The organism is Streptomyces sp. NPDC050164 (genome assembly GCF_044459945.1).
Taxonomy (GTDB): Bacteria; Actinomycetota; Actinomycetes; order Streptomycetales; family Streptomycetaceae; genus Streptomyces; species Streptomyces coeruleorubidus_A.
This window is the reverse complement of sequence record NZ_JBITJK010000005.1, coordinates 51,728-69,912: the sequence shown is the minus strand read 5'-3', so window position 1 is coordinate 69,912 and position 18,185 is coordinate 51,728. Positions and strand designations below refer to the sequence as shown.

The following is an 18,185-nucleotide window of genomic DNA, read 5'->3' as shown; positions in this document are numbered from 1 at the left end:
TTACGGTTTCGTCAGCCCGAGCAGGCGGGCGGCGTTCTCCTTGAGGATCTTCGGCCGGACCTCTTCCTTGATCGTCAGCTTGTCGAAGTCGGCGAGCCAGCGGTCGGGGGTGAGGACGGGGAAGTCGGAGCCGAAGAGGACCTTGTCCTTCAGCAGCGTGTTCGCGTACTGCACGAGCTGCGGCGGGAAGTACTTCGGCGACCAGCCGGACAGGTCGATGTGCACGCCCGGCTTGTGCGTGGCGACGGCCAGGGCCTCGTCCTGCCAGGGGAACGACGGGTGCGCCAGGATGATCTTCAGGTGCGGGAAGTCGGCGGCGACGTCGTCCACGTGCAGCGGGTTGGAGTACTTGAGGCGGATGCCGCCCCCGCCGGGCACGCCGGCGCCGATGCCGGTCTGGCCGGTGTGGAACAGGGCGATCGTGCCGGTCTCCTCGATCACCTCGTACAGGTCGTACGCCACCGACCGGTCGTTGGGGAAGAAGCCCTGGATGCTGGGGTGGAACTTGAAGCCCTTCACCCCGTACTCCTCGACCAGGCGCCGGGCCTGCCTCACGCCGGCCTTCCCGCGGAAGGGGTCGATGGAGGCGAAGGGGATGAGGACGTCGGCGTTGGCGGCGGCGGCCTCGGCGACCTCCTCGTTGGGGACGGGCGCCGTGCCGGTGGCGGACTCGGCGTCGACCGTGAAGATCACGGCGGCCATCTTCCGCTCGCGGTAGTAGGCGGCGGTCTCCTCCAGGGTCGGCTTCCGCTTGCCCTCGACCTTGAAGTAGGCCGAGGAGGCGTCGTGCAGGTCGTCGTCCAGGGAGGAGTGGCCCTTGGAGGAGACCTCCGCGTGGGTGTGGACGTCGATCGCGACGAGGTCGTTCAGGTCCATCACGCCTCCGGGAACTTCGGCGCCGGGATGCCGACCGACTGGAGCTCGGCACCGACCGAGGTGAGCCAGGCGTCCGCCAGGGCTCCGGGTGTCCAGCCGCCGTCGGCGTACGCCGCCCTGATCTCCTGCGGATGCGACCAGAGTGCCACCTTGTCGCCGCCGATGCCGATGCACTGACCGGTCACGCCGCGCGCGGCCTCGGAGGCCAGGAACGGGACCAGGGCGGCACAGTCCTCGGGGGTGCCGAAGCCCTCGCCCTTGCGCAGGAAGTCCGGCAGCGGCTCGCCGCCGCGCATGGCCTCGATGTACGGGGCGAAGGCCGGGATCGTCTCGGTCATCGCGGTCGCGGCGACCGGCACGATCGCGTTGACGGTGATGTTCGCGCGGCCCAGCTCCATGGACCAGGTGCGGGTCATCGCCGCGATGCCGGCCTTGGCGGCGGCGTAGTTCGTCTGGCCGAAGTTGCCGCGCTGTCCGGCCGGGGAGCCGACCAGGATCAGCGAGCCGCCCTCGCCCTGCTCGCGCATCCGGACGGCGGCGGCGCGGGCACAGGTGAAGGTGCCCTTGAGGTGCGTGGTGATCACCGCGTCGAAGTCCTCGTCGGTCATCTTCCACAGCACCTTGTCGCGGAGGATGCCCGCGTTGGTGACGAGGACGTCCAGCCGGCCGAACTCCTCGACCGCTCGGGCGACCAGCCGGTCCGCCGCCTCGGTCGTACCGACCGGGACCACCTCCGCCACGGCCTTGCCGCCCGCCTCCAAGATGGACTTCACGGCCGCCTCGGCCACCGCCTCGTCGACGTCGTTGACGACCACGGACGCGCCGTGGGCGGCCAGGGCGTGGGCGTAGGCGAGGCCGAGGCCCCGGCCGCTTCCGGTGACGACGGCGGCCTTGCCGGTGAGATCGATGCTGGGCACGGGCGGGTCCCTTCACATGGTGATGCGGGTGGTGCGCATCCACGGGATGCGGCGCGGCTTCGAGATCGAAGCTAAGAGCAATAATTGTTGACGTCAATAGTTGTTGCTGACCGCGGGGTGCGCAAGACTGTGCCCAGCACCGCCGGACCGCCGCACGACCAGGGAGCCCGCCATCAGCCGCCAGCACGTCACGAACCCGGCCCCCATCGACGCGCACGAGCCGTGGATGCGCGCTCTGCACGCCGACACGGGCTACCTGCTGTACCGCCTGGGCCTGCGCTCGGGGCAGCTGTTCAACGCCTGCCTCCAGGAGTCGGGCCTGCGCCTGCGCCACTACGCGGTGCTGCGCTTCCTCGCCACCTCCGAGGGCGTCCTCCAGCGCGAGCTGAGCACCCGGCTCGGCTACGACCCGAGCGCGATCGTCGGCCTCGTCGACGACCTGGAGAAGCAGGGCTTCGCCGAGCGCCGCCCCTCCCCCGACGACCGCCGCAGCCGGATCGTCGTGCTGACCGAGAGCGGCCGCGCGTTCCTGCGCGACATCGACGAGGCCGGCCAACGGGTGACGAACGAACTCCTGGGCCCGCTGGACCCCGCCGAGCGCGAGGCGCTGCACGCGCTGCTGCTGCGGATCGCCGAGGACGGACTGAACTGATGTTGTGCAAATGATTGACGGCTGCACGGCGTATGCATAACTTCACCGGCTAACCGAGACCCGTCCCCAGGGAGCTCCCGTGCAGCCATCCCCCTCCGCCGCTCACCCCGCCCCCGATTCCCGGCAGTTGCGCCGCGTGGCCGTCTCCGGCCTGCTCGGTACGGCCGTCGAGTTCTACGACTTCCTCGTCTACGGCACGGTCGCCGCGCTCGTCTTCGGCGAGCTGTTCTTCCCTCAGGCCGACCCGGCGGTCGGCACCATCGCGGCGTTCGGCACCTTCGCCGCGGGCTATCTCGCCCGTCCGCTCGGCGGCATCGTCTTCGGCCACTTCGGCGACCGGATCGGCCGCAAGTCGATGATGCTGCTGACCATGGTCCTGATGGGCTGCGGCAGCTTCCTCATCGGCCTGCTGCCGACGTACGACGCGATCGGCATCTGGGCACCGGTCCTGCTGGTCGCCCTGCGTGTGGTGCAGGGCATCGCGATCGGCGGCGAGTGGGGCGGCGCCATGCTGATGGTCGTCGAGCACGCCGAGCACACGCAGGGTTCCCGGCGCGGCCTGTGGTCCAGCTTCACCCAGCTCGGCGCCCCGCTCGGTTCCGTGCTGTCAGCCGGTGTGGTCACCATCGTCGCCGGCCTGCCCGACGACGAGTTCCGCTCCTGGGGCTGGCGGGTGCCGTTCCTGCTGAGCATCGTGCTGCTGGCCGTCGGGCTGTTCGTGCGCCTGAAGGTCGCCGAGAGCCCGCTGTTCGCCCAGGTCAAGCGGGGCCCGGTGGACAAGCCGCCGATCGTGGAGGTGCTGCGCCGCCCGAAGCCCGTCCTGCTGGCCGCCTGCGTCGGCATCGGCGCGTTCACCACGCAGTCGCTGCTGACCAGCTTCATGATCTCCTACGCCGTCGACCAGGGGTACACCCGCCCGCAGGTGCTGACCGCGGTGACCCTCGCCTCCTGCGTGGCCCTCGCCGTGCTGCCCGCCGCGTCCGCGCTGTCGGACCGGGTCGGCCGCCGGCCCGTCGTGCTCGCCGGAGCGGTCGCCTCCGCCGCGCTCGCCTTCCCCGTCCTGGCGCTGGTCGACTCCGGCTCGCCCGGACTGCTGATCCTCGCCCTCGCCCTCGGTCACGGTGTCGCCCAGTCCACGATGTACGGGCCGCTCGGCGCCCTGCTCACCGAGATGTTCGGCACCCGCGTCCGCTACACCGGCGCCTCGCTCGGCTACCAGGCGGCCACCCTGGTCGGCGCCGGGTTCTCTCCGCTGATAGCCGGCAGCCTCCTCGCCTCGTACGGGGGCGGGAGCACGCCCGTCTCGCTGCTGCTGTGCGCGGGCGCGGCGATCACCGCCGTCACCGTGTGGCGGCTGCGCGAGACGCACACCGACGCCCTGGACTCCCCCGCCGCCACCACCCCCACCCTGGAAGGGACCCCGCGTTGAGGATCCGCCTCGCTTTACTGACCGCCTGCCTGTCCATGGCGACCGCACTGCCGGCGCAGGCCGCCGCCACGGACACGCACCTGGAGGGCCGGCTCCCTTCCGGCGCCGCGTACGTGATGGACGTCCCCGCGTCCTGGAACGGCACGGTGCTGCTGTACAGCCACGGCTACACCCCGGCCGGAGCCCCCAACCCGGCCCAGAACACCCCGGGTGCGGCCGCCCGGGACAAGCTGCTGGCCGAGGGCTACGCCCTGATCGGCTCCTCGTACGCGACGAACGGCTGGGCCGTCACCGAGGCGGTGCCCGACCAGCTCGCCACGCTGGACCTGTTCACCGAGAAGTTCGGGGCGGCGCGGCGGACGCTCGCCTGGGGCACCTCGTACGGCGGCTTCGTCACCACGATGCTCGCCGAACGGCACGCCGGCCGGTTCGACGGTTCGCTGTCGATGTGCGGGCTGGTGCAGGGCGGCGTCGCCAACTGGAACAGCACCCTGGACCCGGTGTTCGCGCTGCGCACGCTCCTCGCGCCGGACTCCGAGATCCGGCTCACCGGCTTCGACGGCCAGGCGGAAGCGGTCGCCGCCGGGAAGGCGCTCACCACGAAGGTCGACGCCGCGCAGCGGACCCCCGAGGGCCGGGCGCGGATCGCCCTGGCCGCCGCCCTGCACGACATCCCCGGCTACAACGACGCCTCGCAGACCGAGCCGGGCCCCACCGACTGGCAGACGCAGCAGGCCAACCAGTACACCGCCGTGCGGGGCCTGATCCAGATGCCCGCGTTCAGCTGGCGGCAGGAGGCCGAGAGCCGGGCGGGCGGCAACCCGTCGTGGAACACCGGTGTCGACTACACCGCCATGCTCGCCCGCTCCCCGCTGTACAAAGAGGTGAGCGAGCTCTACAAGGAGGCGGGACTGTCCTTGCGTACCGACCTCTCGGCCCTGGGCCGGGCACCCCGAGTCTTCGCCGATCCGCCGGCCGTGCGGTGGATGCGGAACACCAGCGTGCTCTCCGGCCGGCTCGCCGACCCCCAGCTGAACATCCACACGACCGGTGACGCGCTGATACCGGTGCAGGCGGAGAGCGCCTACCGGCGGGCGGCCACCGCGGCCGACTCAGGGCCGCTGTTCCGCCAGGCCTACGTCGACGCCCCCGGCCACTGCACGTTCACCCCCGGCGAGACCCTGGCCGCCCTGCACACCCTGGAACACCGCCTCGACACCGGCCGCTGGGACACCTCGCCCGGCGCCCTCAACTCCCGGTCCAGGGCGGAGGATCCGACAGCCGAGCCCCGTTACGTCCCGTACCGGCCGAGCTCCTACCCCCGCCCCTACGACCTCGCCCACCCGGGAGACACCCGGCCATGACCGCTCTGCCCCGAGTTCTCGGCTCCTCCGGCACAGGGGGCGCGCCCACGGCGACCGACCGGCTGCTGTCCGTCCTCGCGGCCTTCGACCACGAGCACCCGGCCCTGTGCCTGACCGACATCAGCCGGCGGGCCGGGCTGAGCCTGACCACCGCGCACCGGCTGGTGGGCGCGCTCACCGAGTGGGGTGCCCTGGAACGGGACGAGTCCGGCGTCTACCACGTCGGGCTCCGGCTGTGGGAGATCGCCGCACTGGCGCCGCGCGGCCTCGCCCTGCGGCAGATCGCGCTGCCGTACCTGGAGGACCTGTACGAGGCGACGCACGAGAACGTGCAGCTGGCGGTGCGGGACGGCTCGGACGTCGTCTACATCGAATGGCTGTCGGGGCGCTCGGCGGTCGGCGTGCACATCCGCGTCGGCGCGCGCTGGCCGCTGCACGCCACCGGGGTCGGGCTCGCCCTGCTGGCCCACGGGGACCCGGAGTTCCAGGAGGAGTACTGCGCGGGCGAACTCGCGTCCTTCACGCCGTACACGATCACCGACCCGGCGCGGCTGCGGCGGGCACTCGCCGAAGTGCGCCGGGCCGGCGTCGCGGTGAGCGACCGTCAGGTAACGGAGGACGCCCTGTCGGTGGCCGCGCCGGTGCGCTCGACGGACGGCTCGGTGGCCGCCGCCGTGTCCATCGTGGTGCCGCACGCCGACGCCCAGGTGCCGGTGCTGGCTCCGGCGGTACGGGTGGCGGCGCGCGGGATCTCACGGGCCCTGGGGTGGCAGCCGGAGCGGGCCTGAGGGGGCGGCTTCAGCAGTCGCCCGGCCTCGGGTTTCCGGGCGAAGCGGTCCGTGACCCTCAGGCCACGCAGAACTCGTTGTCCTCCGGGTCCCGCAGCACGACGCCGTAGTAGTCCATGTCCGGCTCGTCCATGACCCGCACCACCGTCGCGCCGGTCGAGGTCAGCCGGTCCACCTTGGCCCTGATCCTCAGGGTGCGCTCCGGCAGGGGAACACCTCTGCCGCCGCCGACCTTGAGGTCGAGATGCACCCGGTTCTTGACGGTCTTGCCCTCCGGCACCCGCTGGAACCAGATGCGGGGCCCCTGTCCCTCCGGATCGACGATCGACTCGGGGACCTCACCCACTCCCTCGGTCAGTTCCTCCGCGGGCACCCCCATGTCCGCCCAGTAGGCCCGCCAGGTGGGGTGCCCGCCGGGGGCCGGTTCGGGCACGTATCCGAGGGCCTCGGTCCAGAAGGTCACGAGTTTCGCCGGGTCGGCGCAGTCGATGGTCAGCTGCAAGGTGACGTCCATGCCGTGAGCATCGCAGCAGGGTCTGACAACGGCCCCTGGGACAACCGTCGCGCCCCGCCGGAAGTCGAACCCCGCAAAGCCCCACAACACCTGAGACGGGGGAATCGGCGATGGTGCGGTCGGGAAAGCCTCAACGGCCGGGAAAGCCGCAGCGGTTGGCAAGATGGCTGGCGCGCCACACCGGGTGGCAGCACGTGCTGCGGCTGCTTCTCCTGCTCGTCCTCGCGGGGCTGACGGGTCTCGTCCTTGCCTGGGCCGGGCTTCCCGAGTGGACCTTGGCGGTGGGGATCGTCCTGCTGCTCATCATCGACGACGTGCTGCACTGGTACGTCAAGAAGTGGGGCACCGACCCGAAGGCGCAGTCGGCCCGGGACGACGCCAACTCTTGACGACTGGTGTCACAGGGAGCACATTGTGCACCGCTAGCCCTCCTCTGAGAGCGCTCTCAGAGGAGGTCCGCATTCCCCCCACTCCTCGATGAAGAGGCCCCATGAGCGGAAACCACAGCAAACGCATCCCCCGTCGACGGCTGCTCGCCGGCGTCCTCGGCACGCTGGGTCTGGCGGCAGCCGCAACGGCCGTCACCCTGCCCGCGAACGCCTCCGCGCCGCCGCCCCCGTCGGGCTGGACCCAGGTGTTCGCGGACGACTTCGAAGGCCCGGCGGGCTCCAAGGTCGACACGGACAACTGGCAGTACGCCACCGGCACCGGCTACCCGGGCGGCCCCGCCAACTGGGGCACCGGCGAGATCGAGACGATGACGGACAGCACCGACAACGTCTCCCTCGACGGCAACGGCAACCTCCGCATCACCCCGCGGCGCGACGGCGCCGGCAACTGGACCTCCGGCCGCATCGAGACCAACCGCACCGACTTCCAGCCCCCGGCCGGCGGCACACTCCGCGTCGAGGGCCGGATCCGGACGCCGGACGTCAACGGCGCTGCCGCCAAGGGCTATTGGCCGGCCTTCTGGATGCTCGGCGCGCCCTACCGCGGCAACTACCAGAACTGGCCGGGCGTCGGCGAGCTGGACATCATGGAGAACACCCAGGGCCAGAACACGGTGTTCGGCACCATGCACTGCGGCACCTCGCCGGGCGGCCCCTGCAACGAGAACAGCGGCATCGGCGGCACCACCACCTGCCCCGGCACGGCGTGCAACGCGGGCTTCCACACGTACGCCCTGGAGTGGGACAGGTCGGCCGCCGCGGAGGAGATCCGCTTCTCCGTCGACGGCACGACCTACCACACCGTCAAGGAGAGCCAGGTCGACGCGACCACCTGGAAGAACGCGACCGACCACGGCTTCTTCATCATCCTCAACGTCGCGATGGGCGGCGCCCTCCCGAACGCCTTCGGCGGCGGGCCGGACGCCGCGACCCAGCCGGGCCGGCCGATGGTGGTCGACTACGTCCGGGTCCTGCAGACGGCGAGCTGACCACCCACCGCACGAGGGGCGGGCACCCCACGGCCCGCCCCTCCGTCATGCCCGCAACACCCCGGCCGGCAGAGCCCCTTCAGGACGTGCACTCACCAGCCGCCTCACACTTTTCCGGGTTTCACCTCTTGACGACGCGGGTGACGTGGAGCACATTGACGACACTCTGAGAGCGCTCTCACCATCCCGCATCCGTATCCGAGAGGCATCCCCACATGAGTGACACCTCCGGCAGACCCCGCGCACGGCGCCCCTTGCGGCGGGCGTTCGTCGCCGTCGTCAGCACACTCGGCCTCGCCGCGGTCGCCGCCACCGCCGCGACTCCGTCCGCGAGCGCCTCCGCGCCGCCGCCCCCGTCGGGCTGGAGCCAGGTCTTCCTCGACGACTTCAACGGCCCCGCGGGCAGCGGCGTCAACACGTCCAACTGGCAGTACGCGACCGGCAAGGGCTACCCGGGCGGCCCCGCCAACTGGGGCACCGGCGAGATCGAGACGATGACGGACAGCACCGACAACGTCTCCCTCGACGGCAACGGCAATCTGCGCATCACCCCCCGGCGTGACGGTGCCGGCAACTGGACCTCCGGCCGCATCGAGACCAACCGCACCGACTTCCAGCCCCCGGCCGGCGGCAAGCTCCGCGTGGAGTCGCGCATCCAGGTGCCGAACGTCACCGGGGCCGCGGCCAAGGGCTACTGGCCGGCGTTCTGGATGCTGGGCGCCCCCTACCGCGGCAACTACTGGAACTGGCCGGGCGTCGGCGAGCTGGACATCATGGAGAACACCCAGGGCCAGAACACGGTGTTCGCGACGATGCACTGCGGCACCTCGCCGGGCGGCCCCTGCAACGAGACGAGCGGCATCGGCAGTTCGACCACCTGCCAGGGCACCACTTGCCAGGCCGGCTTCCACACCTACCGGATGGAGTGGGACCGCTCGACGAGTATCGAGGAGATCCGCTTCTACCTCGACGGCGTCAACTTCCACACGGTGCGCGCCAACCAGGTCGACGCGACGACCTGGCGCAACGCCACGGACCACGGCTTCTTCATCATCCTGAACGTCGCGATGGGCGGCGGCTTCCCGGACGCGTTCGGCGGCGGCCCGGACGCCGGGACGCAAGCAGGCCACCCGATGGTCGTCGACTACGTCCAGGTGCTGTCGTCCGGCGGCGGCACCACGCCTCCCCCGACCGGCAACCGCGACGCCTACTCCACCATCCAGGCCGAGTCCTACGACGGCCAGTCCGGCGTGAGCACCGAGACGACGTCCGACTCCGGCGGCGGCCAGAACGTCGGCTCGCTGGCGAACGGCGACTGGCTGCACTTCAAGGGCGTCAACTTCGGCTCCACGGCCGCCCGGCAGTTCAGCGCCCGGGTCGCGAGCGGTGCGGCGGGCGGCGTCAGCGGACTGGTCGAAGTGCGGCTGGACAGCCGGAGCAACGCCCCCGTCGGGAGTTTCGCGGTGGGCAACACCGGCGGCTGGCAGTCGTGGCGGACGATCCCGGCGAACATCAGTTCCGTGACGGGCACGCACGACGTGTATCTGACCTTCACCAGCGGACAGCCGGCGGACTTCGTGAACGTCAACTGGTTCACCTTCGGGCACTGACGATCCTCGGCAGGGGGTTCCACGCGCGCGTGGGGCCCCTGTTCGCTGCCCGGATTCCGAGGCCTCAGCGCAGTTCCGTCCGGAACGCCGCCGGCGTCAGGTCCGTGTGCTGGTGGAAGAACTTGGAGAAGTTCGCGGCGTCGGGGAAGCCGACCGCCGCGCCGACCCGGCCGATCGGCAGGTCGGTGTGGGCGAGGAGCCGTTTGGCCTCCAGGACCACGCGCTTGTCGATGAAGGCCTTGGGGGTGTCGCCGGTCGCGGCGCGGACCGCGCGGACCAGGGTGCGGCGGGAGTAGCCGAGCGCGTCGGCGTAGGCGCTGACGCTGTGGTTGGTGGCGAAGTCCTTCTCCACGGCGTCCCGGAAGAGGGTGAAGGTGGAGTCGGACGGCTGCCGTACCGACTCCGCCGAACTGGCGGCGAGATGGGCGAGCCGCAGCAGGAACGCGGTCAGCGAGTGGCGCAGGACGGCGGTGTGCAGGCTCAGCGGCAGCGTGGCCGTGTCCTCGTACTCGCGTCGCAGCTGGCCGAGCGCGTTGCGCAGACCGGCGAGTTGGGCCGCGTCGGGGCGCAGCAGCGGCGGCAGGTCGTAGCGGTACAGGCCGGTGGCCTCCACGGTCGCGCGGGGCAGGAAGCCCGGCTGCATGGTCAGCACCGTTCCGCGGTACTCGCTCGTGCGGGAGAAGCGGTGGACCTGCCCCGGGCGGATCCACAGCAGGTCCCCGGCCGCGGCCTCGTACTCGGTGAAGTCGACCATGTGCCGGACCGGGCCCTCGCCGAACAGCAGCACGACGTGGAAGTCGATGCGGTGCACGCGCTCCAGGGGCGCGTCGGCGTGCCAGGTGCGGCCGGTGCCCATCGGGCCGACCTGCATGCCGACGCCGCCGACGCTCAGCTCGACCGGGAAGGGGAACGTTCTGATCCCGTCGCCGCCTTGGATGCTTCTGTCTGCCATGTCCGCCTCGTACCGCCCCGTTCGCGTGCCGCGCTGCCTGTGGGTGTCCCACTTTCACCACAGGCTGGCACACCGCGACCTTCCGCCGAAAAAGTCAGACTTTTAGTTTTGAACACGTCAGACCAGCCACTTCGTTCCTATCGAGGACTTCTTGAAGATGAGCACGCAGACAGCGGACAGCTTCGAATGGACCGAACTCGACCGGCGTGCCGTCGACACCGCCCGTCTGCTGGCGGCCGATGCCGTCCAGCGGGTCGGAAACGGCCATCCCGGCACCGCGATGAGCCTGGCCCCGGCCGCCTACACGATCTTCCAGAAGGTGATGCGGCACGATCCGGCCGATCCGGAGTGGACCGGCCGTGACCGCTTCGTCCTGTCCCCCGGCCACACGTCGCTGACCCTCTACACGCAGCTGTACCTCGCGGGCTACGAGGTGGAGCTGGACGACCTGAAGGCGTTCCGCACGCACGGCTCGAAGACGCCCGGCCACCCCGAGTACGGGCACACCGCGGGCGTGGAGACCACCACCGGCCCGCTCGGCCAGGGCGTCGCGAACGCGGTCGGCATGGCCATGGCCGCCCGCTACGAGCGCGGTCTGTTCGACCCCGACGCCCCCGAGGGCGAATCCCCCTTCGACCACACCGTCTGGGCCATCGTCTCCGACGGCGACCTCCAGGAGGGCGTCTCCGCCGAGGCCTCCTCGCTGGCCGGCCACCAGAGGCTCGGCAACCTGGTCTTCCTCTACGACGACAACCACATCTCCATCGAGGGCGACACCGCGACCGCGTTCTCCGAGGACGTGCTGAAGCGGTACGAGGCCTACGGCTGGCACGTGCAGCGGATCGAGCCGCGGGAGGACGGCGACGTCGACGTGCACGCGCTGTACGCGGCGCTGAGGGAGGCTCAGGCCGAGACCGGGCGCCCCTCGATCATCGCGATGCGCACCATCATCGCCTGGCCCGCCCCGAACGCGCGGAACACCGAGGCCTCCCACGGCTCGGCGCTCGGGGAGGAAGAGGTCGCCGCCACCAAGCGCCTCCTCGGCTTCGACCCGGAGGAGACCTTCGAGGTCGCCGACGAGGTGCTGGCGCACACTCGCAGGGCCCTGGACCGGGGCGCCGAGGCGCACGCCGCCTGGGACAAGCGGATCGCCGCCTGGCGCGGCGAGAACCCGGAGCGCGCCGCGACGTTCGACCGGGTCAGCAAGGGCGAGCTGCCCGCGGGCTGGGAGGACGCCCTGCCGGTGTTCGAGCCGGGCAAGGCGGTCGCCACCCGTGCCGCGTCCGGCAAGGTGCTCCAGGCCCTCGGCGCCGTCGTCCCCGAGCTGTGGGGCGGCTCAGCCGACCTGGCCGGTTCGAACAACACCACGATCGACAAGACGTCGTCCTTCCTGCCGCGGGGCAACCCGCTGCCGGAGGCCGACCCGTACGGCCGGACGATCCACTTCGGCATCCGCGAGTTCTCCATGGCCGCGGAGATGAACGGCATCGCGCTGCACGGCAACACGCGCATCTACGGCGGCACCTTCCTTGTGTTCTCCGACTACATGCGCAACGCCGTGCGGATGTCGGCCCTGATGCAGCTGCCCGTGACGTATGTGTGGACGCACGACTCCATCGGCCTGGGCGAGGACGGCCCGACCCACCAGCCGGTCGAGCACCTGGCGTCGCTGCGGGCCATCCCGGGCCTGAACGTCGTACGCCCGGCCGACGCGGGCGAGACCGCGGTCGCCTGGGCCGAGATCCTCAGGCGGCACACCACCGACCCGGCCCCGCACGGTCTCGCGCTCACCCGCCAGGGCGTGCCCACGTACGAGCCGAACCCGGACGTGGCACGCGGCGGTTATGTGCTGGCCGAGGCGGAAGGCGGCGAGCCGCGGATGATCCTGATCGCCACCGGTTCCGAGGTGCACGTCGCCGTCGAGGCGCGTGAGCAGCTCCAGGCGGCGGGCGTGCCCACGCGGGTGGTGTCCATGCCGTCCGTGGAGTGGTTCGAGGAGCAGCCCCGCGCGTACCGGGACAGTGTCCTGCCGCCGTCCGTGAAGGCCCGGGTGGCGGTCGAGGCCGGTATCGGCCTGACCTGGCACCGGTTCGTGGGGGACGCGGGACGCATCGTCTCCCTGGAGCACTTCGGCGCCTCCGCCGACGCCAAGACCCTGTTCGCCGAGTACGGCTTCACCCCCGAGAACGTGGTGGCCGCGGCGCGGGAATCCCTCGCCGCCGCCCGTGGCTGATCCGACCGCCCGAAAGAAGATGATCACTGTGACCGAAGCGACCGCGAGCGCGGGAGCACTCAAGCGCCTGTCCGACGAGGGCGTGTCGATCTGGCTGGACGACCTGTCCCGCCGGCGGATCGAGTCCGGCGACCTGGCCGGGCTCGTGGCGACGGGGAACGTCGTCGGCGTCACCACCAACCCGTCCATCTTCCAGGCCGCCATCGGCTCCGGTGAGGGCTACGAGGAACAGCTCGCCGACCTGGCGGTGCGGGGCGTCACCGTCGACGAGGCCGTCCGGATGATGACGACGGCCGACGTCCGGGCCGCCGCCGACGTCCTGCGGCCGGTGTACGACGCCACCGGCGGCCAGGACGGCCGGGTGTCCATCGAGGTCGACCCGCGGCTGGCCCACAACACCGCGGCGACCGTCGCCGAGGCCCGGCAGCTGGCCTGGCTGGTGGACCGCCCCAATGTGATGATCAAGATCCCGGCGACGAAGGCCGGCCTGCCGGCGATCACCGAGGTGATCGGCGCGGGCATCAGCGTGAACGTGACGCTGATCTTCTCCCTGGAGCGCTACCGCGAGGTGATGGACGCCTATATCGCCGGCCTGGAGAAGGCGCAGGCGGCCGGTCTCGACCTGTCGGCCGTCCACTCGGTCGCGTCCTTCTTCGTCTCCCGTGTCGACTCCGAGATCGACAAGCGGCTGACGCTGCTGGGCACGGACGAGGCCCTCGCCCTGAAGGGCAGGGCGGCCCTGGCCAACGCGCGGCTCGCCTACGAGGCGTACGAACAGGTCTTCGCCGGGCCGCGCTGGCAGGCCCTGAGCGGTGCCCGTGCGAACCGGCAGCGCCCCCTTTGGGCCTCCACCGGTGTGAAGGACCCCGCTTACAAGGACACCCTGTACGTGGACGAACTGGTCGCCCCCGGCACGGTCAACACCATGCCGGAGGCCACGCTGAACGCCGTCGCCGACCACGGTGACGTCCAGGGCGACACCGTCACCGGCGGTTACGCCCAGGCGCGCGCCGACCTGGCGGCCGTCGAGCGGCTCGGCATTTCCTACGACGAGGTGGTGCGGCAACTGGAGGACGAAGGCGTCGCCAAGTTCGAGGTGGCCTGGCAGGACCTGCTGGAGGCGGTCACCAAGTCCTTGAACAGCAAGGGAGTTGACGCGGCATGAGTGAGGGCATCCCCCAGACGGCCGAGCAGGAGACCATTGGAACCAGGGAGGAAAAGGAGGCCCGGGCCGCCCAGGAGGCCGCCGGGGTCGAGCAGACCGGGGTGAGCGGCCATGCCGCCCCGCGCACGGAGCACACCGCCCCCGACTTCACCAATCCGCTGCGTGACGCGCGCGACCGCCGTCTGCCCAGGATCGCGGGTCCGTCCGGGCTCGTCATCTTCGGTGTGACCGGCGACCTGTCCCGCAAGAAGCTGATGCCGGCCGTGTACGACCTGGCCAACCGGGGTCTGCTGCCGCCGGGCTTCTCGCTGGTGGGTTTCGCCCGCCGGGACTGGGAGGACCAGGACTTCGCGCAGGTGGTGCACGACGCGGTCCGTGAGCACGCGCGCACCCCGTTCCGCGAGGAGGTCTGGCAGCAGCTCGCCGAGGGCATGCGGTTCATCCCGGGTGACTTCGACGACGACACGGCGTTCAAGCAGCTGCGCTCGGCCGTCGAGGAGCTGGACGCCTCCCGGGGCACCAGCGGCAACTACGCCTTCTACCTCTCGGTGCCGCCGAAGTTCTTCCCCAAGGTCGTCCAGCAGCTGAAGAAGCACAAGCTGGCTGACGCCCAGGAGGGCTCCTGGCGCCGCGCGGTCATCGAAAAGCCGTTCGGGCACGACCTCGACAGCGCCTGCGAGCTGAACGCGATCGTGCACGACGTGTTCGACCCGGAGCAGGTCTTCCGCATCGACCACTACCTCGGCAAGGAGACCGTCCAGAACATCCTGGCGCTGCGCTTCGCCAACCAGATGTTCGAACCGATCTGGAACCGGTCGTACGTCGACCATGTGCAGATCACCATGGCCGAGGACATCGGCATCGGCGGCCGGGCGGGGTACTACGACGGCATCGGCGCCGCCCGTGACGTCATCCAGAACCATCTCCTGCAGCTGATGGCGCTCACCGCGATGGAGGAGCCCGCCGCCTTCGACGCGGCGTCGCTGCTCACCGAGAAGCTGAAGGTGCTGCGGGCCGTGCGGCTGCCCGAGGACCTGGGCAGGCACACCGTGCGCGGGCAGTACGCGGCGGCCTGGCAGGGCGGCACGAAGGTCCGCGGCTATCTGGAGGAGGAGGGCATCGACCAGGCCTCCTCGACCGACACCTACGCCGCGATCAAGCTCCAGGTGGACAACCGCCGCTGGGCGGGTGTGCCGTTCTATCTGCGCACCGGCAAGCGGCTGGGCCGCCGGGTGACGGAGATCGCGGTGGTCTTCCAGCGGGCTCCGCACTCCCCCTTCGACTCCACCGCGACCGAGGAGCTGGGCCAGAACGCGATCGTCATCCGCGTCCAGCCGGACGAGGGCATGACGGTGCGGTTCGGCTCCAAGGTGCCGGGCACGTCGATGGAGATCCGGGACGTGACGATGGACTTCGCCTACGGCGAGTCGTTCACCGAATCGAGCCCGGAGGCGTACGAACGGCTGATCCTGGACGTCCTCCTGGGCGACGCCAATCTGTTCCCCCGTCACCAGGAAGTGGAAGAGTCCTGGAAGATCCTCGACCCGATCGAGCAGTACTGGGCCACGCACGGCCGGCCCGCGCAGTACTCCTCGGGCAGCTGGGGACCCGCGGAAGCCGACGAGATGCTCGCACGAGACGGACGGAGCTGGCGCAGGCCATGAAGATCGACCTGACCGACACCACGGCAAGCAAGATCAACAAGGCGCTGGTGCAGGGCCGCCGCGCCATCGGCACGCCCGCCGTGGGCATGGTCCTGACGATGGTGATCGTCACGGACGAGGAGAACGCCTACGACGCGATCAAGGCGGCCGAGGAGGCCTCGCACGAGCACCCCTCGCGCACCCTGGTCGTCATCAAGCGGCACGCCCGCACCCCGCGCGACCGCACCCAGTCCCGGCTCGACGCCGAAGTCCGGGTCGGCGCCGACGCGGGCACCGGTGAGACCGTGGTGCTGCGGACCTACGGCGAGGTGTCCGACCACGCCGACTCGGTGGTGCTGCCGCTGCTGCTGCCGGACGCCCCGGTGGTGGTCTGGTGGCCGGTGGACGCCCCGGAGGTGCCCTCGAAGGACCCGCTCGGGGCGCTGGCCCAGCGGCGGATCACCGACCTGTACGCCGTCGAGGACCCCCTGACGATGCTCGAGGCCCGGGTCCGCTCCTACGCGCCCGGCGACACCGACCTCGCCTGGACCCGGCTGACGCCCTGGCGTTCGATGCTGGCGGCGGCGCTGGACCAGGCCCGGGCGCGGGTCGTCTCGGCGGCCGTGGAGGCCGAGGCCGAGAACCCGGCCGCCGAGCTGCTCGCCCGCTGGCTGGAGGCCCGGCTGCACGTCCAGGTCGACCGCGTGGTCACCGCCGGGCCGGTCGTGACGGCCGTCCGCCTGGGCACGGAGAACGGCGAGATCCTCATCGACCGCCCCGAGGGGCCGCTGGCCACGCTCTCCCTGCCGGGCCAGCCCTCCCGCACCCTCGCGTTGAAGGTCCGTGCCACCTCCGAACTCATCGCCGAGGAGCTGAGGCGCCTCGACGCGGACGAGATGTACGCCATCGCCCTGAACGGCGAGGCAACCGAGGAGACCCCTGCTCATGTCTGACTCCCCCTCCGGCTCCCCCAAGCTCACGCGGCGGCCCGAGTGGACCGCCCTGGAGGACCACCGCACGGACGCCCTGCCGCAGCCGGACCTGCGTGAGCTGTTCGCCGCGGACCCGGGGCGCGCCGAGCGCTACGTCGTGCACGTGGGCGACCTGCGCATCGACTACTCCAAGCACCTGGTCACCGACGAGACGCTGGCGCTGCTCCAGGAGCTGGCCACCGCCACCGACGTGTTCGGGCAGCGCGACGCCATGTTCCGCGGCGAGAAGATCAACGTCACCGAGAACCGGGCCGTGCTGCACACCGCGCTGCGCGCCCCGCGGAACGCGGTGATCGAGGTCGACGGCGAGAACGTCGTCCCGGGTGTGCACGCCGTGCTCGAGAAGATGTCCGGCTTCGCGAACCGGGTGCGCTCCGGGGAGTGGACCGGGCACACCGGCAAGCGCATCCGGAACGTCGTCAACATCGGCATCGGCGGCTCCGATCTCGGCCCGGCGATGGCGTACGACGCGCTGCGGCCGTTCACCGCCCGGGAGCTGACGTTCCGCTTCGTGTCGAACGTGGACGGCTCCGACCTGCACGAGGCCATCCGCGACCTGGACCCGGCACAGACGCTGTTCATCGTCGCGTCCAAGACCTTCACCACGATCGAGACCATCACGAACGCGACCTCGGCTCGCTCCTGGCTGCTGGAAGGGCTCGGGGGCGACGAGAAGGCGGTGGCCAAGCACTTCGTGGCGCTGTCCACGAACGCCGAGAAGGTCGCGGACTTCGGCATCGACGTCGACAACATGTTCGAGTTCTGGGACTGGGTCGGCGGCCGCTACTCGTACGACTCCGCGATCGGCCTCTCCCTGATGATCGCGATCGGCCCGGACCGCTTCCGGGAGATGCTCGACGGCTTCCGCATCGTCGACGAGCACTTCCGCAACGCCCCCGCCCAGGCCAACGCCCCGCTCATCATGGGCCTGCTCGGCATCTGGTACGGCAACTTCCACGGCGCCCAGTCGCACGCCGTCCTGCCGTACAGCCACTACCTGTCGAAGTTCACCGCCTACCTCCAGCAGCTCGACATGGAGTCCAACGGCAAGTCGGTGGACCGCGACGGCCGTCCCGTCCAGTGGCAGACGGGGCCGGTCGTGTGGGGCACGCCGGGCACCAACGGGCAGCACGCCTACTACCAGTTGATCCACCAGGGCACCAAGCTCATCCCCGCCGACCTGATCGGCTTCGCGCGGCCCGTCGCCGAGCTGGGCGACGAACTGAAGGCGCAGCACGACCTGCTGATGGCCAACCTGTTCGCGCAGGGGCAGGCGCTCGCCTTCGGCAAGACCGCCGAGGAGGTGCGGGCCGAGGGTGTGCCCGGGGAGCAGGTGCCGCACCGCACGTTCAAGGGCAACCGCCCCACCACGACGATCCTGGCCACCGAACTGACCCCGTCGGTCCTCGGCCAGCTGGTCGCCCTCTACGAGCACAAGGTGTTCGTGCAGGGCGCGGTCTGGAACATCGACTCCTTCGACCAGTGGGGCGTCGAGCTCGGCAAGGTCCTCGCCAAGCGCGTCGAGCCCGCCCTGACCGAGGGCGCGAATGTCCCCGGTCTCGATTCGTCCACGGCCGCTCTGGTGGCCGCCTACCGCAAACTCGGGAAGTGA

At 71.0% G+C, this 18,185-nt stretch carries 15 protein-coding genes and 1 pseudogene; 12 read left to right on the top strand and 4 right to left on the bottom strand.

Annotation, left to right across the window (positions count from 1 at the left end):
- Both ACIBNA_RS10150 and ACIBNA_RS10145 read right to left on the bottom strand, forming a co-directional pair.
- A complete protein-coding gene (locus tag ACIBNA_RS10150; RefSeq protein ID WP_399164769.1) occupies positions 1-876 on the bottom strand; it encodes an amidohydrolase family protein in 876 nt (291 codons plus the stop codon).
- Entirely contained in the window at positions 876-1,793 is a 918-nt protein-coding gene (locus ACIBNA_RS10145) for an SDR family NAD(P)-dependent oxidoreductase (protein ID WP_399164768.1), read from the bottom strand. Before ACIBNA_RS10145 ends, ACIBNA_RS10150 begins: the two co-directional genes overlap by 1 nt.
- A 226-nt stretch (positions 1,794-2,019) precedes the next feature.
- Between ACIBNA_RS10145 and ACIBNA_RS10140 the strand changes: the two genes are divergently transcribed.
- From ACIBNA_RS10140 to ACIBNA_RS10125, 4 genes are all read left to right on the top strand, one after another.
- A complete protein-coding gene (locus tag ACIBNA_RS10140; RefSeq protein ID WP_399164767.1) occupies positions 2,020-2,445 on the top strand; it encodes a MarR family winged helix-turn-helix transcriptional regulator in 426 nt (141 codons plus the stop codon).
- Between the two features lie 79 nt (positions 2,446-2,524).
- Complete coding sequence (locus tag ACIBNA_RS10135) at positions 2,525-3,874, top strand: MFS transporter (protein ID WP_399164766.1); 1,350 nt, start codon at positions 2,525-2,527, stop codon at positions 3,872-3,874.
- Positions 3,875-3,909: 35 nt separating this feature from the next.
- The gene (locus tag ACIBNA_RS10130; RefSeq protein ID WP_399165023.1) at positions 3,910-5,238 is read left to right on the top strand and encodes an alpha/beta hydrolase family protein; all 1,329 of its coding nucleotides are present in this window, start codon (positions 3,910-3,912) and stop codon (positions 5,236-5,238) included.
- On the top strand, positions 5,235-6,026 hold the full coding sequence (locus tag ACIBNA_RS10125; RefSeq protein WP_399164765.1) for an IclR family transcriptional regulator: 792 nt from the start codon (positions 5,235-5,237) through the stop codon (positions 6,024-6,026). Before ACIBNA_RS10130 ends, ACIBNA_RS10125 begins: the two co-directional genes overlap by 4 nt.
- Before the next feature lie 58 nt (positions 6,027-6,084).
- Here ACIBNA_RS10125 and ACIBNA_RS10120 read toward each other — a convergent pair whose 3' ends face one another.
- Positions 6,085-6,540, bottom strand: a complete 456-nt coding sequence (locus ACIBNA_RS10120; protein ID WP_399164764.1) for a VOC family protein — start codon at positions 6,538-6,540, stop codon at positions 6,085-6,087.
- Positions 6,541-6,695: 155 nt separating this feature from the next.
- Here ACIBNA_RS10120 and ACIBNA_RS10115 point away from each other — a divergent pair, with 155 nt between their 5' ends.
- From ACIBNA_RS10115 to ACIBNA_RS10105, 3 genes and pseudogenes are all read left to right on the top strand, one after another.
- Positions 6,696-6,929 (top strand): hypothetical protein, encoded by a 234-nt coding sequence (locus ACIBNA_RS10115; RefSeq protein ID WP_399164763.1) that lies wholly within the window; start codon positions 6,696-6,698, stop codon positions 6,927-6,929.
- A 101-nt stretch (positions 6,930-7,030) separates the two neighbouring features.
- Positions 7,031-7,963: pseudogene (locus ACIBNA_RS10110) on the top strand (glycoside hydrolase family 16 protein); the annotation flags it as partial.
- A 230-nt stretch (positions 7,964-8,193) separates the two neighbouring features.
- On the top strand, positions 8,194-9,588 hold the full coding sequence (locus tag ACIBNA_RS10105) for a glycoside hydrolase family 16 protein (protein WP_399164762.1): 1,395 nt from the start codon (positions 8,194-8,196) through the stop codon (positions 9,586-9,588).
- 64 nt (positions 9,589-9,652) lie between these two features.
- Here the strand turns inward: ACIBNA_RS10105 and ACIBNA_RS10100 are convergent, their stop codons facing one another.
- The gene (locus ACIBNA_RS10100) at positions 9,653-10,540 is read right to left on the bottom strand and encodes a helix-turn-helix domain-containing protein (RefSeq protein ID WP_399164761.1); all 888 of its coding nucleotides are present in this window, start codon (positions 10,538-10,540) and stop codon (positions 9,653-9,655) included.
- A 157-nt stretch (positions 10,541-10,697) separates the two neighbouring features.
- Here ACIBNA_RS10100 and tkt point away from each other — a divergent pair, with 157 nt between their 5' ends.
- From tkt to pgi, 5 genes are read left to right on the top strand one after another with little or no spacing between them, the layout of a single operon-like run.
- Complete coding sequence (gene tkt / locus ACIBNA_RS10095) at positions 10,698-12,773, top strand: transketolase (protein WP_399164760.1); 2,076 nt, start codon at positions 10,698-10,700, stop codon at positions 12,771-12,773.
- Between the two features lie 19 nt (positions 12,774-12,792).
- Complete coding sequence (gene tal, locus ACIBNA_RS10090; RefSeq protein ID WP_399164759.1) at positions 12,793-13,938, top strand: transaldolase; 1,146 nt, start codon at positions 12,793-12,795, stop codon at positions 13,936-13,938.
- Positions 13,935-15,602 carry a glucose-6-phosphate dehydrogenase gene (zwf, locus tag ACIBNA_RS10085; protein WP_399164758.1) on the top strand — a complete coding sequence of 556 codons (1,668 nt, stop codon included), beginning with the start codon at positions 13,935-13,937 and terminating at the stop codon, positions 15,600-15,602. The genes tal and zwf overlap by 4 nt, the downstream gene beginning before the upstream one ends.
- Entirely contained in the window at positions 15,599-16,534 is a 936-nt protein-coding gene (gene opcA, locus ACIBNA_RS10080; protein WP_399164757.1) for a glucose-6-phosphate dehydrogenase assembly protein OpcA, read from the top strand. The genes zwf and opcA overlap by 4 nt, the downstream gene beginning before the upstream one ends.
- Positions 16,527-18,185, top strand: coding sequence for a glucose-6-phosphate isomerase (gene pgi, locus ACIBNA_RS10075; RefSeq protein ID WP_399164756.1), 1,659 nt, complete (start codon positions 16,527-16,529; stop codon positions 18,183-18,185). Before opcA ends, pgi begins: the two co-directional genes overlap by 8 nt.